Source organism: Megasphaera hexanoica (assembly GCF_043520715.1).
Classification (GTDB): domain Bacteria; phylum Bacillota; class Negativicutes; order Veillonellales; family Megasphaeraceae; genus Megasphaera; species Megasphaera hexanoica.
Genome location: NZ_CP171361.1, coordinates 2,149,817 through 2,165,267, shown reverse-complemented (window position 1 = coordinate 2,165,267; position 15,451 = coordinate 2,149,817). Strand labels below are relative to the sequence as shown.

17 protein-coding genes are annotated in these 15,451 nt (G+C 41.3%); 14 read left to right on the top strand and 3 right to left on the bottom strand.

Features of this window, described 5'->3' with window-relative positions; genetic code table 11:
- Positions 1–9: 9 nt before the first annotated feature.
- Positions 10–942 carry an EamA family transporter RarD gene (gene rarD, locus ACGTIC_RS10695; RefSeq protein ID WP_234995454.1) on the bottom strand — a complete coding sequence of 311 codons (933 nt, stop codon included), beginning with the start codon at positions 940–942 and terminating at the stop codon, positions 10–12.
- A 257-nt stretch (positions 943–1,199) separates the two neighbouring features.
- Here rarD and ACGTIC_RS10690 point away from each other — a divergent pair, with 257 nt between their 5' ends.
- From ACGTIC_RS10690 to dprA, 3 genes are read left to right on the top strand one after another with little or no spacing between them, the layout of a single operon-like run.
- The gene (locus ACGTIC_RS10690) at positions 1,200–1,574 is read left to right on the top strand and encodes a YraN family protein (RefSeq protein WP_059075312.1); all 375 of its coding nucleotides are present in this window, start codon (positions 1,200–1,202) and stop codon (positions 1,572–1,574) included.
- A gap of 10 nt (positions 1,575–1,584) precedes the next feature.
- On the top strand, positions 1,585–3,102 hold the full coding sequence (locus tag ACGTIC_RS10685; protein ID WP_075581258.1) for a YifB family Mg chelatase-like AAA ATPase: 1,518 nt from the start codon (positions 1,585–1,587) through the stop codon (positions 3,100–3,102).
- 5 nt (positions 3,103–3,107) lie between these two features.
- On the top strand, positions 3,108–4,214 hold the full coding sequence (gene dprA, locus ACGTIC_RS10680) for a DNA-processing protein DprA (protein WP_257536489.1): 1,107 nt from the start codon (positions 3,108–3,110) through the stop codon (positions 4,212–4,214).
- A 200-nt stretch (positions 4,215–4,414) separates the two neighbouring features.
- Here the strand turns inward: dprA and ACGTIC_RS10675 are convergent, their stop codons facing one another.
- Positions 4,415–5,497: a site-specific integrase gene (locus tag ACGTIC_RS10675; RefSeq protein ID WP_113855668.1), complete on the bottom strand. Its 1,083-nt coding sequence runs from the start codon at positions 5,495–5,497 to the stop codon at positions 4,415–4,417.
- Between the two features lie 703 nt (positions 5,498–6,200).
- Here ACGTIC_RS10675 and ACGTIC_RS10670 point away from each other — a divergent pair.
- Positions 6,201–6,497, top strand: a complete 297-nt coding sequence (locus ACGTIC_RS10670) for a hypothetical protein (RefSeq protein ID WP_113855669.1) — start codon at positions 6,201–6,203, stop codon at positions 6,495–6,497.
- Positions 6,498–6,553: 56 nt separating this feature from the next.
- Here ACGTIC_RS10670 and ACGTIC_RS10665 read toward each other — a convergent pair whose 3' ends face one another.
- Positions 6,554–6,703 carry a hypothetical protein gene (locus ACGTIC_RS10665; protein ID WP_162816231.1) on the bottom strand — a complete coding sequence of 50 codons (150 nt, stop codon included), beginning with the start codon at positions 6,701–6,703 and terminating at the stop codon, positions 6,554–6,556.
- A gap of 278 nt (positions 6,704–6,981) precedes the next feature.
- Here ACGTIC_RS10665 and ACGTIC_RS10660 point away from each other — a divergent pair, with 278 nt between their 5' ends.
- From ACGTIC_RS10660 to ACGTIC_RS10615, 10 genes are all read left to right on the top strand, one after another.
- A complete protein-coding gene (locus ACGTIC_RS10660) occupies positions 6,982–7,251 on the top strand; it encodes a hypothetical protein (protein WP_113855670.1) in 270 nt (89 codons plus the stop codon).
- A gap of 280 nt (positions 7,252–7,531) precedes the next feature.
- Positions 7,532–10,162 (top strand): DNA-directed RNA polymerase, encoded by a 2,631-nt coding sequence (locus tag ACGTIC_RS10655; RefSeq protein WP_113855671.1) that lies wholly within the window; start codon positions 7,532–7,534, stop codon positions 10,160–10,162.
- A 278-nt stretch (positions 10,163–10,440) separates the two neighbouring features.
- On the top strand, positions 10,441–10,899 hold the full coding sequence (gene dut / locus ACGTIC_RS10650; RefSeq protein WP_113855672.1) for a dUTP diphosphatase: 459 nt from the start codon (positions 10,441–10,443) through the stop codon (positions 10,897–10,899).
- Positions 10,877–11,539, top strand: coding sequence for a DUF3310 domain-containing protein (locus ACGTIC_RS10645; RefSeq protein ID WP_162816232.1), 663 nt, complete (start codon positions 10,877–10,879; stop codon positions 11,537–11,539). The genes dut and ACGTIC_RS10645 overlap by 23 nt, the downstream gene beginning before the upstream one ends.
- A gap of 46 nt (positions 11,540–11,585) precedes the next feature.
- Positions 11,586–11,879, top strand: coding sequence for a hypothetical protein (locus ACGTIC_RS10640; RefSeq protein WP_162816233.1), 294 nt, complete (start codon positions 11,586–11,588; stop codon positions 11,877–11,879).
- A gap of 17 nt (positions 11,880–11,896) precedes the next feature.
- The gene (locus tag ACGTIC_RS10635; RefSeq protein WP_113855675.1) at positions 11,897–12,526 is read left to right on the top strand and encodes a DUF2815 family protein; all 630 of its coding nucleotides are present in this window, start codon (positions 11,897–11,899) and stop codon (positions 12,524–12,526) included.
- Between the two features lie 43 nt (positions 12,527–12,569).
- Positions 12,570–12,992 (top strand): endonuclease I, encoded by a 423-nt coding sequence (locus tag ACGTIC_RS10630; protein ID WP_113855676.1) that lies wholly within the window; start codon positions 12,570–12,572, stop codon positions 12,990–12,992.
- A 6-nt stretch (positions 12,993–12,998) separates the two neighbouring features.
- Positions 12,999–13,340, top strand: coding sequence for a hypothetical protein (locus ACGTIC_RS10625; RefSeq protein ID WP_162816234.1), 342 nt, complete (start codon positions 12,999–13,001; stop codon positions 13,338–13,340).
- 133 nt (positions 13,341–13,473) lie between these two features.
- On the top strand, positions 13,474–14,928 hold the full coding sequence (locus ACGTIC_RS10620) for a DnaB-like helicase C-terminal domain-containing protein (protein ID WP_162816235.1): 1,455 nt from the start codon (positions 13,474–13,476) through the stop codon (positions 14,926–14,928).
- A complete protein-coding gene (locus ACGTIC_RS10615) occupies positions 14,916–15,443 on the top strand; it encodes a hypothetical protein (RefSeq protein WP_113855678.1) in 528 nt (175 codons plus the stop codon). The genes ACGTIC_RS10620 and ACGTIC_RS10615 overlap by 13 nt, the downstream gene beginning before the upstream one ends.
- The last annotated feature ends 8 nt before the right edge of the window (positions 15,444–15,451 follow it).

The following is a 15,451-nucleotide window of genomic DNA, read 5'->3' as shown; positions in this document are numbered from 1 at the left end:
GGATCTGTATTATTTATGTATTTCCTGTGTATGGGAACGGATAGCCTGCACCCCCTCCCGGCTGTGTATCTGTTTCATCGTGCGGTAAATCCCGGTGATATAGATGGCGACGGCTATCCAGGCGAATATAAAGGCGACCAGCATCGGCCGTGTCATGACTTCACCGCTCAGCAGGCCGATTACCAGAGTGATGCTGGGTGAGCAGTACATGAGGATGCCAGAGACGGTGATAGGAACGCCTTTGACGCCGGCTGTAAAGAGCATCATGGGAATGGCCGTGACAATGCCCGTTGCCGGAAGCAGAAGCCACTGTAGGCCGTGAAATGTCCCGATAGCCCCTGTACCGTGCATTTCACTGAAACAGATGAATAACAGGGACAGCGGTACCATGGAGAACGATTCAATAAAAACGGAAACCTGACTGTCGAGGACGATTTTTTTCTTCAGGAGACTGTACGATGCCCAGGACAGGCAGATGATGAATGACAAATAGGGGACCTGGCCGTATAAGCAGAATGCCAGCACCAGGCCGGAAGCCGCCAGGAACATGGATAATTTCTGCATCAGACTGATGGTTTCATGAAAAATCAGGCCGCCAAAAAAGATGACCACAATGGGATTGATGAAATAAGCCAGACTTGCCTGGAGGATGAAGCCACGGGTCATGGCGTAGATAAACGCCCCCCAGTTGATGGTAACGAGCAGGCAGGCACCGGCTATATACGGCCATTGCTTCCGCTGATGGCAAAGCCCTGTCAGATTGGACAGGAGATGCTTGTGCATGATCAGGATAAAGCAAAGGACGGAGGACCAGACGATGCGTGATGCCAGTGTATACAGGGGAGATAGATCGCGCAGCAGAATCCAGAATGCCGGCAGGACTCCCCAGATGACCTGACTGAGCATGAAGTATATGTAGTAGACGTTGATGCCTTTTATCATGGGACAGGGCTCCTTTTTTTGAGATATGTGACGATATGTGACGATATGTGACATTGTATCATAAATAGAAGTATAAATATACTCATCCGCAGGGGAAATCATAAATCATGAAAAAAAGCAAGGGAAATGCGGGAATTCTAATTTACTTTTAATAAAACCGTTTTTTTCTAATGTAGAGCTCATCGTATTTTCAGGTAACGTTAATCTTCCGTTGGTATCATATATGGGAAAGGAATGGATAAAGGAGACAGGTTATTATGAGTGATCCGGAAAAAGAACTGGGGAAGGCGGGAGAAGAGCGGGCTGCCCTTTACCTGAAGCGCCAGTGCGGATATCGTATCCTGCAACGCAATTACCGGACCCGGCTGGGAGAAATCGATATTATTGCCCGCGATTGCGATACGATTGTGTTCGTTGAAGTGAAGACGAGGCGTTCCTTGTGTTACGGATATCCGGCAGAGGCCGTAGCACAGCATAAACAGTTTAAATTAAAAATAACGGCCCAGTCCTATATGGCACGGTACCGGTTATGGGATGTGCCGTGCCGGTTTGATGTCATCGAAGTCATGCCGGGTCCGGGAGGGGCGCTGCGGCTTCATCATATCCGGCATGCGTTCTGGCCGGGGATGTGAGGGTATTCCTATGTTTGCAAGTGTATATGGAGCGACGACGCTGGGACTCATGGGCAACATTATTACCGTAGAAACGGATATCGCCAACGGACTTCCCGGATTTGAAATCGTCGGAATGGCAGCGACATCTGTCAAAGAATCGAAAGAGCGGGTCCGTTCGGCTATGAAAAACAGCGGGTATGAATTCCCTATGCGGCGGATTACCATGAATCTGGCGCCGGCTGAGCTCAAAAAAGACAGTACCGGACTGGATATAGCCATTGCTGTCGGCATCATGGTGTCCAGCGGGCAGATACAGGCAGAAAAAACGGCAGGCTGCCTGTTTATCGGGGAATTATCTCTGGATGGACATATCCGGCCCGTAAAGGGACTTCTTTCGATGATTCTGAAAGGAGCTTCTGCCGGGTTTCATACGGTTTTTATCAGTGAAGAAAATGCGGCGGAAGCTTTGTTGTGCCGTAAAATGACGGTCTATGCAGTCCGCACATTGCGCGATGTCATACAGCATCTGAACGATATAGAACGGCTGGAAGCGGCCGTACCGTCCGATGACCAGCAGGAAATAAGGCCGGAATATACCATCGACTTTTCCGAGGTACAGGGACAATTCCTGGCCAAACGGGCGTTAGAAATTGCTGCCGCCGGCGGGCATAACGTACTCATGATCGGACCTCCGGGGGCCGGCAAGACCATGCTGGCCAAACGTCTGCCGACCATACTGCCGCCTATGAATACGGAAGAATCACTGGAAGTGACGAAAATTTACTCCGTGGCGGGATTGTTCCATCAGAACCGCATGATTACAGAGCGGCCATTCCGCAGTCCTCATCATACGATTTCTGTCAACGGCCTCATTGGTGGCGGCACGATTCCGCGGCCGGGAGAGGTTACACTGGCCCATAATGGCGTCCTATTTCTGGATGAACTGCCGGAGTTTCCCCGCTCCGTACTGGAAGTTATGCGTCAGCCCCTGGAAGATGGCGTCGTGCACATCGCCCGCGTCCACGCTTCCCTGACCTATCCGGCCCAATATATGCTCATAGCCGCCATGAATCCCTGTCCCTGCGGCAATTACGGGTCTGACCAGCTTTGTACCTGTACGCCTGGGGAAATCCGCCGTTATGTGCGGAAAATTTCCGGGCCGCTGCTGGACCGGATTGATCTGCATGTCCGCGTCGAGCGGCCCTTATACCGTGAACTCGTGTCCGATGAGGCACAGGAAGGGTCCGGTGTAATCCGGGAGCGCGTCCTGGCGGCCAGGGAACGGCAGGTAGAGCGACTGCGGCCATTTGGTATGTTCTGCAACGCCCACATGGGACACCGGGCAATCCGGGAAACGTGCTGTGTGACGGAACAGGCCAGAAGGCTTCTGCAGGAGGTATTTGATAAATTTAAACTCAGTGCGCGCAGTTACGACCGGATCATCAAGGTATCCCGCACGATAGCTGACTTGGGAGAAAGCGATGAAATAGGGCAGGAGCATGTAGCCGAAGCGCTGAGTTATAGAAATAAACTGCAAAGGATGTGACGCCAGTGGAAACGGCGAACCTCATGGAAGAACGCCGGTATATGGCAGCATGGCAATCGATAAAAGGCCTGGGAGCAAGGCGCATACGGAATGTTATTTCTCACTTTGGCAGTGCGCAGAAAGCCTGGCAGGCCGATGGAGAAGCCGTGGCGGCAGCTGCCGGTCTGGGCGCGCAGAAAGCCGGCCACATCAACACTTCCCGCAACCACTTTGACTGGGATGAGCAGGAACGGCTTCTCCAGTCACGACAGGTACATCTGGTGACCTTTCAGGAGAAAGCATATCCGGAACTGCTCAGGCAGACATACAATGCGCCAGCCGTCCTGTTTTACCAGGGGATACTGCCACAGAATAATAAAACAGCAGCTCTCGTCGGAGCCCGCAAGGCTACTCCATATGGCCTGAATGCTGCCCATACCCTGTCGGAGCAATTAGCCCGGCAGGGCGTTTTTGTTATCAGCGGGGGAGCCAGAGGCATTGATACGCGGGCCCATACAGGTGCACTCCGAGGTGGAGGCAGGACAATTGCCGTCGTTGCCAATGGCCTGGACCGGACGTATCCTCCGGAAAACCGGCGCTTGTTCCAGAAAATCTGCGATGCCGGCGGTGCCGTTGTCAGTGAGTTTTCCTTCGGCGTGGAGCCGCTGGCACGTAATTTTCCAGCCCGCAACCGGATCATTGCCGGGATGGCCCGCTGTGTCATCGTCGTCGAAGCGGCAGCGCGGAGCGGAGCATTAATTACGGCCGATTTCGCTCTGGAAGAAGGACGGGACGTCTTTGCTGTGCCGGGCAGTATTTTTTCTACCATGAGTCAGGGAACTCATGCGCTTTTGCGGAACGGAGCCATTATCCTGACCTGTGCAGCCGATGTACTGGAGGAATACGGCTGGCAGTATGTGGAACCAGAGGAAGGCAAACCGGTCTGTGCCTTGTCTGATGCGGAGCGGAAAGTCTATGAGGCACTTCAGGAATCGCAGGCCCTGCCTGTGGAGCAGCTGGTCATACAGACCGGTCTTGCTGCGTCAGATATCAGCTGTATATTGCTTAACCTGATGCTGCACAACCTGGTGGAAGAAATCCTGCCGGGACTGTATGTTCGCTGCCCGGCCTGATACGTTTTACTGTGATTGCGGAATGCCGGGGCCAGTAATTTCTTTCAGCCCTGTTCAGAGTCTCAGATATGTGGTACTATAGAGTGTAAAAATGACAATACCTATAAACAGCTATAAATGCCTATTTTATCCCTTGTTTGTCTTCCGACTACTCGGATTTATTCCCTATATAAGCACTCATTAAGCACCTGTACAGCTCCTTAAAAATCATCATCTAATACCTTACTTGCTTCCTCGTCCATGCTGGGCAGGTAGTTAAAATATATGTTCAATGTCGTTACAATAGATGTGTGTCCTAAACGCCTACTAACAACTTTAGCGTTCACACCATGCCTTAAAAGTTGTGTTGCATGATAGTGTCTGATGTCATGGAATGTGAATCCTTTAGGAAGTTTAGCGACCTTCCAGAGCTTCTTAATGGCCTTATCAAACTCGTAGCGACTCAAAGGAAAGACATACTCATTGCCATGTGTGTCTAAGCCTGATAGGTACGCTAGGGCCTTGTCAGATACGTGTATGGTTCTATATGACGCTTGTGTCTTTAGTGGCACATCTGCACCGAATCGGTCTTTCTGATTATTGATGGTGATTGTCTTTGTGTCCGCATCAACCATAGACCATTTAAGACCTAATAGTTCTCCTTTACGCAATCCTGTAACAGAATCAAAATAGATCATTACAAATAATAGATGAGATATTTTGTCTGCTTCTATCAGGAGTCTTTTAAATTCTTCTGGTGTTGGTAGAGTTAATAGGGACGCTTTAGGTGGTGTCTTCTTTATCGGTATCACAGCTTCCTTTACAGGGTTGATAGACATATACCTTTTCTTAACAGCGTATTTGAACATCATAGACACAATAGTTTTCTTGCGTAGCACAGAACTGGCTTTTTGTGTCTTCAGTACCTTTCGGAAATATTGCTCCATCATGTCTGGTGATATGTCCTTTATATATATGTCTCCAAACACATTTAGCAGGTCTGTCATATGAGACCTATAGTTCATATAAGACGTTTCTGTTATTTCCTGTTCCTTGAAAGACATAAATTCCTGTATGACCTCTTTTAACCTCTTATCTGGTTGGATGTCTGTATTACCTATCCCATACTCTACTCTTAGCTTCGTTATGGCTTCTAATACTTCTGTTCGTGTCTTTCTGGTAATGCTCTTTCTTTTTTGTCTCCCATCAATGCCCTTACCAATGGTGATTGTTGCCTTGTAGTTCCCATTTGGTAATTTGATTATAGACCCTTCTCCTTTTGGTCTTCTCTTTTGTGTCTTCATCGTTTCTCATCGCTCCTTATTGGACTTTAAAAATTGTAAAAAATCTGTCTGTCCTTACCGTACGTCTTGCCACTTACATTGTCCCCCATAGGCCCTTTTTGCGCCTGATTTGATACTTTTCACATCATAACGACAATTTTTATATCACATCGTACTCGGTATGATCCATGCAAGTCGCAAGGAACACAACGAAATTGTAACGGCCATTACAACACCTGCTATTACATATAATAAGATTCAGAAAAGCACTATCAAGCCATCATTGAACCGCATCAGTGCTTATCAAGTACTTATATTGTATCATAGATATTGTCTAGTTTGTATTATATTTTTTAGATAGTTGACCCAGTCTACTATTTTTTCGATATATGAATAGTTGTTCATATGTTATGGTTCGTATGGGTTCGCATAGCACTGTATAGAGTATAATTGATTCTATGCAGTGCTTTTTTTGTACATATGAATAGATGTTCATATATCGTTGTGATATACGTGATTTGTCATCTGTTTATATCTCGTACAACACCTCTTAAGCCCGCATCAACTCGCATACATCGCATAGTATCTCATAGACTCTCATAGTATCTCATAACATCGCATACTGCTTGTTATCGCCCTTATCGCACGATAAAGAAGACACAAGTGCAGAGGTGTAGTATAATAATTGTAATGGCCGTTACAATTTTAAAAGGAGTGAAAGAGTATGAGTAATTATATCATGTATGGAATTATTATCTTTTTAATTATCATCATAGGACTACTGTACTATAAAATAAAAGTACTAGAAAGACAAATAATAGCACTTGTTATAGCGGGAACACTAGGACTTATAATAATGGAAAGAACCTTATCATATGATACGGTTAAAGAAATTGTAAAATATATGCTACATCTTTCAAATATAGATTCATCAGACAGAACTTTAAAAGGGGTAGTAGATAGTTATAATAACTTGAAAGAGACAGCAGTTAATATAAAACATGTATTCAAAATAAATTAATAGAAAAGCACTATATATACTCCTCCTGGAAAATATATAGTGCTTTTTTATGTCTATTATTCATTGTCTTGTATGTATCTTTCTATTAGCTGTCTTATAACTTTCGCTTGTGTTTGCGCTTTACGCTCTACAATAGATTTAAACTTATCTCTAATTTCTTTCGGTACTCTAACTTGTATCATAACGTCCTTATGCATATCCTCCATACTTGTCACCTCTTTTGTCTATCTTATGATATACATAAATTGTAGCATAAAATATGAATATTGTCTATGAACATGCTATTTTGTGTCTTTTCAAAAATTATTTTATAAAAAGTGTTGACTTTTTGTATATCCAGTGATATACTCTAAACATCAAAAGGAACACGAAAACAAAAGATGTTCCGATATATTTTTTAATTATTATGTATATCCAGTGATATACAGAAAAAAGAAAATTGTAATGGCCATTACAAAAAATGGTCGGAAAGGTAGGTACATGTATGGATCAGATGAAGCACACTATGACAGACAAAACATTAGCTTACAAACTCTTTAATCAGGGGCGCTTGTTGACAACAACAGGCAACTGGCACTTTGAAGTAGACGAATTAGACGGACGGACTCTAGAAGAAGCAAGAGTCATTTTGCTTGACGAATACGGTTATTGGATTGCCGACATAGAAATAGAAAATGGAGACCTTGACATTATGTTTTATTTGAAGGTATGCCCATATGCAGAGCAGGAAGAGGATGATAATGATGATGATTAAATGGGAAGATATCAATGGCTATGTGTACTTTTTATTGTTATGTCTCCTATGTAGCTTATGCGGCTACATTGACACGATAAAATTCTGATACAATAGAAAAGCGAACACATGTTCGGTAACTAGGCGGCAGGTGTTGAATATGGATTGTCTAGCACCTGCAAAATTTTTAGGCAAAATAGCGAACGTATGTTTGGCAATAGGAGAGCTAAAAGTTTGTAAGGTAACCTAACAAATTAATTGTGGCACGGATTGAATAAAATAGGAAAGGTGGCAGGTATATATGACTAAACTAAGAGGGACATTAAAAGAGCAATTAAAGTTAGAAGCTGAATATAAGACAATAGCAGAGACAATGTTAAAAAGTGCATATGAGAAAGCTAGAACAAATACAAGAGGGAGTGAAACAGCGATAGGAAGTAAACTATTACAGAATGCGTATGAAACATGTGCAAATAACATTCATGCTCTTCTGTTTCCTAATCAACAAAAAAGAGGTGTTGTACCTGTCTATAGCAAGGCAATAGCACAGTTAAAACAAATATATGAAGATGAACAATTTCTAACAAAAACATGTACGATTATAACAATTAGCAATATGATTAATTTTGCTTTATATAGTACTAAAGAAGCCTCTTTAACGACGCTAACTGAAAATATCGTATTAGTGTTGTGTACAGAAGCGCAAGCATATGCATATACAAAACAGGCAGACAAGCATAATAAAGCCTATTTTGATATAGGTCTTAATAAACGTGTAGGAGAGTATTATAAAGAGCAATTTGCAAATAAAGCATATAAGATACAACACTACACACCGCCTAAATTCGATATAGACGCTATGTATAAATTAAGTACAAAAATGATTGAAATGTGTATAGTAGGCTCAGGCTATTTTGAAATAGAATACAAAGATTATGTAAACAAAAAAGGGCAAACAAGCCGAATAAAGACATTAAAGGCTAATACGTGGCTTATTGAAACATGGACTAAAAATATAGAATTGTTAGCATTGAATAAATCACGATTTTGTCCTTGCGTCATTCCACCGAAAAGGTGGACGAGTATAAAAGAGGGGGCATACTATGGCGATAATGCTAAGTATGTTCAGCTAGTCCGCGTTCGTATCAATCAAACAAACATATTTGTACAAAATTATATGAAACGATTAGAGCAAATAGATTTGTCTTATTTGTTCGCTGTTCTAAATTCATTACAAGAAACACCATTTGTCATAAATGAAAACATACTTAATGTTTGTCTTGATATTATGTCTAATCATGGTTCCCTCGGCGGATTACCTAGCACAGACGATTTACCAGAATTACCTAGACTAATTAATCCGACCCCAGAAGAACTGAAGAAGCATAAAGTTAAATTGACAGCAATGTACAAAAAAGATAGAGCTAGACAATCAAAACTTTTGAGGACTAACTGCACGCTAGCAGTCGCAAAAAAATACAGTCAGTACGAAAAAGTCTATTTTCCGTGGAACATGGATTACAGGGGACGCCTGTATCCTATGCCGACTGAAATCAATCCTCAGGGTGATGATTTACAAAAAGCTCTGTTACTATTTGCAGAGCCAGAACCACTTACAGACAATGAGTGTCTAAAATGGTTCTACATAGCTGGTGCAGGATTTGCAGGACTTGACAAAAAACCATTTCAGGAGCGTATAAACTGGATTTTAGAACATGAAAATCAGATTATATCAAGTGCGAAATCGCCCCTAGAATTTACGTGGTGGAATGAAGTTGCAGGAGATGAAAGCCCGCTCTGCTTTTTGTCTTTCTGCTTTGAATTTAAGCGACTCAGAGAGTATCAAGCGGATCATGAAGGGTCTGCTATCGGTTTTAAAACGGGATTGCATATTTCTTTTGATGGCACTTGCTCAGGTCTCCAGCATTTTTCGATGCTCTTAGCGGATGAAATAGGAGGTAGGGCAGTCAATCTTGTACCCGATGAAACAGTACATGACATTTATCAAGTTGTTGCCGATAAAGTCAATGTTGTCTTGAAAAAAGATGTTGTCTCAGGGACAGAAGATACGTATAAGCTGGATAAAAAGACAGGAGAAGTATTGACAGATTCAGAAGGGAACAAAAAGATACAGTATGGTACAAAAGAATTAGCGACTCAATGGATGATGTACGGGAAAGAAAAGTTTGGGTCGGATGGGATAAAGAGAAAAGTTTGCAAGCGGTCTGTCATGACTCTTGCATATGGCAGTGGGCGATATGGTTTTGCAGAAAATCTAAAGAGCGACATAATCAAGCCTTGGCAGGATGAACACGAAGACAATCCAATTTTCCTAGACAAGGCACAGGCCGCAACATACATGGCAGGTCTTATATGGGATGCAGTATCTACTACGGTTGTAAAGGCCGTAGAGGGCATGAAATGGCTACAAAGCATAGCGCAACAGATAGGAAAGAATGGAGAAGCTGTTGCATGGGTGACACCAAACGGATTGCCCATCCAACAAAATAAATTTGTTATGAAAACAGAAATATTTAAATTACGTTTTTTAGGAAGCATAATGAGGTTTTACAGACAAACAGAAACAGGTGATATTGATGTCAGAGCGCAGGCACAGGCCATAGCACCTAATTTTATCCATAGTTTGGATGCATGCCATATGCAGAAAGTCATTATGAATCAGCATAACAAAGGCAACAAAAACTTTTTTATGATTCATGATTCCTTTGGCACTGATTTATACCATGCAAACGATTTGTTTACCAGCATAAGAAGTGAACTTGTCAATATGTATGAAGGAAAAAATTTACTCGAAGAGTGGTTAAAAGATATAGAATATCTATTACCAGAAAAGACAAAAATAAAGCCAATACCAACAAAAGGGATGCTAGATATCAAACAAATAAGGGAAAGTAAGTACTGCTTTGCATAACTAACATTTTATTAGGTATCCTAACAAATTAATTGTGGCACGGATTGAAGAAAGAAAAGAACTTATAAGATACTAAAAGTAACTATAAAATCTTATAAGTTCTTTTTAATTATTATTTATGATTATCTATAATCTATCATTTATAGAATAATAACTAATTTTTTGTCTTTCAATATAACTAACATTTTATTAGGTGTCCTAACAAATTAATTGTGGCACGGATTGAAGAAAGAAAACGTTTTCTTCACTATATTTATTTATCAAAGGGAGAGATAACAATGAGACAAAAACTATGTCTTAAATACAAACGTTTAACACCTATAGCAAAAGCACCTTATAAGGCTTCTGATGGGGCCGCTTGTATTGATTTGTTTGTGTCTAAAACAGAAACAATCTATCCGCAACGAGGACAGGAAAAGGCGTATCTGATCCATACAGGTATTGCTTTAGATATTCCTAAAGGATACCATGCAGAAATTTATTTAAGGTCTTCAACAGGGAGAGACACAAAATTCAGATTGGCTAATGGTACTGGTATTGTAGATAATGATTACACAGGTGAAATTATGCTTCTTGTAGAAAACATTGGCCCTTACGTTGTACGAATAAATGAAGGAGACCGCATTGCACAATTAATGCTTGTAAAGGATGTTGTCTTTGATTTGGAAGAAGTTGAAGAAATTACAAAAGAGACAAAACGAGGAGGCAATGGGTTTGGAAGCACTGGAAGGAACTAAGAAGCAGAATAAAAACAAACAGTTTATCGAAGTAACTAAAGGATATCTAAATTTTATTGTGTCTGAAGCCATACACAGGAAGGAAAATAAAATGCAAAAAGAACAGATTGAAAACAAAGAGATTATCGAATTAACTAAAGGCTACTCGGCTATTATTGATGCTGAAGATTACGATAAAGTTAAAAATTACCACTATTTTGCGGTAGATTCACAAGGTGGACGATGGGTATATGCGTGCAGGAAAGAAAAGGGTAAGCGTGTATGGTTAGCTTATGATGTACTCGGTTTGTCTCGTGATGAAGTCACAAAAGCTGGATTGGCCATCACATACAAAGATGGAAATAGTTTAAATTGTTCAAAAGAAAATCTTAAAGTATCCACCAGAAGTGAAATTACAACAGCCGCTTTCAATAAGTGTTCTTATCACGATGCTCATTATAAAGAGTGTATCCTAGAACCTATCTTAGTCATGCAGGATATGTTTACAAAGGAAGAACTCATTGGATTCCTAAAAGGTAACATTTTGAAATATAGATTACGTATGGGACACAAAGATACCGTGCAGAAAGAGATGGACAAAATTAAACGGTATGAAGACTGGTTGTCTATGGTACAGGCTGGTAAACGGATAGAATTGTAATGGCCATTACAATTTGAGAATAACTGAGAATTAATTGTGGCACGGATTGAAGAAAGAAAACGCAAAAAGGGAGATGGTATCTATTAGTAAGACTGACAAAAAGCAGAATCACATGCGTAGGTCTTCTTTAGACTACGCAAAGAAGCTTGTTAATTTTTTACGGTTCAGAGAGTATGACAAAGATGTATGTGTCTTGCTGGGTGTGATTGCAAAAACATCTATGAAGAAACACTCATATCTTGATGATGAAATTAGAGTCGCTATTACCTCTTTGACACTGAATGAACCATATGCGGCTGTATTGATCGCTGAAGCCGATGGATTTATTAACGAATTTTAAAAGGGAGAGATTACACAATGACAAAACACAGTGATGGAAAAATTAAAGGACAGGCATTATGGTGCCATGTCGTAGAACCAGAAACATTTAAGGGGAAGAGTACAAATAAATTGACAGTAACGCTGATGCCATCGGTGGAAGACCTGAAGACAATCATGGAAGAAGCCCGCACTGTCTTTGAAGAATTTAAAGAAAAGAATCAGAAACGAATGGTTGGTGAACCTAATTTTGGTTCATACCGTGAAGATGATAATGGTGATGCCACGATTAAATTCGTCACGAATGCAGTAATTACAACAAAAGCAGGTAAGACACTAGAAAAGGAAGTACCCGTGTTTGATGGTCATGGAAAACCTGTATCTACTAAAATTAAAACTACCATCGGGAATGGTAGCGAAGTGATTGTAGCGTATCAGTTATTCCCCTATTGGAACACATCGAAGAATTTTGGTGTGTCTTTCCGATTAGATGCCCTTCAGTTGTTAAAGTACATCCCATATGGCGCAGGAGCAGATGCAAGTGCTTTTGGATTTACGGAGCATGAAGGCACTTTTGATAGTGCTACAGTTGCGGATGAAGATGAAGAAGGGACAGAACAGACAGCATGCGATGCGGATGTACCCTTCCCCGACGATGAAGATTTTTAAAGTGTGGTGATGAGACCTGAACAGGAGCTATTTTAATGGGGGTGTGTTTACATATAAACGACCACAGAAAAGAAGCAAATTTGAAGACAGCATAAGTGTACAGTTGAGAGAGTTCAAGCAGAAAGAATCATACGAGGACTTCTATATTGAATATACAAAACCAGCAACAAAGCATAAGTACACACCGGATTTTGTCTTGCCAAATGGCATTATCATTGAGGCAAAGGGGATTTTTGAGCGAGAGGATAGACAAAAACATCTGCTGATTAAAGAGCAGTATCCAGAACTAGATATTCGTTTTGTCTTTCAGAATCCGAAGATGAAGCTCTATAAGGGAAGTAAAACTACCTATGAAGACTGGGCGAACAAATATGGATTTAAGTTCTCCAGACGAGTCATTCCTGCCTCGTGGTTCAGCGAATCTAAAAAGAGCATGAAAGGTCTCATCCCGAAAAAGAAGAGGTGAGATTGTATGAATTTAAAATACAAAGAAAGAGAGGACACGAACATGATTAGAGTACTATTTGAACCAAAGAATATGTCTATTAAAGACATTTACAAGAAGCAACGGAGAGAGGGATTGTTTAATATCGGATACCATTTCATTATTTTACCCAATGGCGAGGTTGCAGAGGGTGTCCCTTTTTATGCGTATGCTGATTACCGCCTTAGTCATGTTCGTGATTCTGTCTATTGTCTGCTGGTAGGTGTGGACAATAAAGACCATATCACAGATGGTCAGCGAAAAGCACTTCAGCAAGTACATGTATTGCATAAGCTACCTGTATTTTTCGGGGATAATGATAATGTCTGAGGTTGTGCAGGCCCATATCCCATGTCCATATTGTGGCAGTCATGATGCCGCTACTCTCTATGATGATGGTCATACATATTGTTTTAGCTGTCATCATACAGAATTTCCAGACAAAAAGGAGAACAGCGTGGTCATGAAGCAAAAAATAATAGAGCAAAATGATATAGAAATACGAGACTTGAAAGCACGAGGCATTACAGCAGAGACATGCAAACGCTATAAATATGGTGTGTCTCACACAGGCAATAATACCGTTCAGGTAGCACAGTATCTAACAGATGATGGCGTAGTCCAGTTTCAGAAGCTACGCACAAAAGACAAAAAATTTTATGTCTTGGGTAAAGCGACGGATATCTTTTTTGGGCAACACCTCTTTAATCATGGTAAGAAGCTGGTCATTACAGAAGGAGAAATTGATTGTCTTACTGTATCCCAGATGGGGGGCAATAAATGGCCTGTTGTTTCACTGCCTTTTGGTTGTGGTAGTGCTAAGAAAGTGTTCACTAAAAACCTTGAATGGCTTGAAGGGTTTGAAGAAGTCATTGTTATGTTTGATATGGACACTCAGGGCAGAAAGGCAGTAGAAGACGTACAGGGCATGTTGACCCCTCACAAAATGAAGATAGCAGACCTACCAGAAAAGGATGCGAATGCCTGTCTATTGGCTGGCAAAGGTGATGCTATCATTAATGCTATTTTTTCAGCTAAAGAGTATAGGCCGGATGGAATTATCAATGCCGCTGATATTGAAGATGCTTTTTTTGAGGATGATATAGAATCAAAATGTTATGATTATCCTTGGTGCAAGGGGTTGAACAACATGACACATGGCATCCGAAAAGGTGAACTTGTCATGCTTACAGCTGGTACTGGTATCGGGAAGTCAACAGCGGCTCGTGAGATTGCGTATAAACTCAAAGTACAGGATGGTCTGAAAATCGGCCTTGTATTCCTTGAAGAAAATCCTAAAAAGACAGTTCGTGAACTGTTGTCTATACATGTATCAAAGCCATTGTCATTGATGTGGGCTAAAATAGACAAAAAAGAGCTACGAAAAGCATATGAAGAATTATTTAGCGATAAGAATTTTGTCTTGTATGATCACTTTGGTTCTATCGAGAGTGGTAATTTGTTGTCCAGAATCCGCTATTTAGCGGTTGCAGAGCAGTGTGATTTTATCATCTTTGACCATATATCTATAGCCGTATCAGGTATGGATGAGGGCGGGGATGAGCGCAAGACCATAGACAAACTCATGACACAGTTAAGGTCTCTTGTGGAAGAAACAGGGGTTGGAATGATTGTCATTAGTCATCTGAAAAAGACCATGAATAAAGAAAACAGCTTTGAAGAAGGTGGCATTATATCCCTTGATGACTTGAGGGGGAGTGGGACGCTGAAGCAGTTACCAGATGAAGTATTAGCACTGGAGAGAAACCAACAAGCAACAGATGAAGAAGAACGCAATATGATAAAGATACGTGTGCTGAAAAATCGGTTTGCGGGTACGACAGGGTTAGCTGGATACCTGTATTGGAATAAAGACAAACATAGATTGATGGGAGATGAAGAAGCATGTCAGTTTTAGTCCCTCTTGTACGCAAGGGCATAACATTTAATGAAGTACCTGATAAGATGGCTGTATATTTTGAGCTGGGTGGGTGTGATGCTGGTTGTATTGGTTGTCACTCTCCAGAACTCAGTGAGGATGTACAGACCTTAACAAATAGTGATGATTTGATACGATGGGCTGTTGACCAAATAGACGCAGGAGCAAATGCCATTGTTGTCTTAGGTGGTACAACGTCCCGGCAAATCAGTGAAAAAGACCTGATAGAGCTTCTTCTCGATTTATCATGGATTGCTCCTGTTTGTCTTTATTCAGGTAGAGATACAGTAAAAAATGATATAGATGTTGCTGTAAAAGGTGGTTGTACATGGCTAAAGACAGGTTCGTATCAAGCAGATAAGGGTGGTCTACAAAGTAAGACTACAAATCAAAAATTTTATAAGATTGAAACAAGATTCTTTGTGGATAAATTTGATATAGTTCATTCATCTACAAATCACCTTGTTGATATGACAAATAAATTTTGGAAGTAGGTGTATGT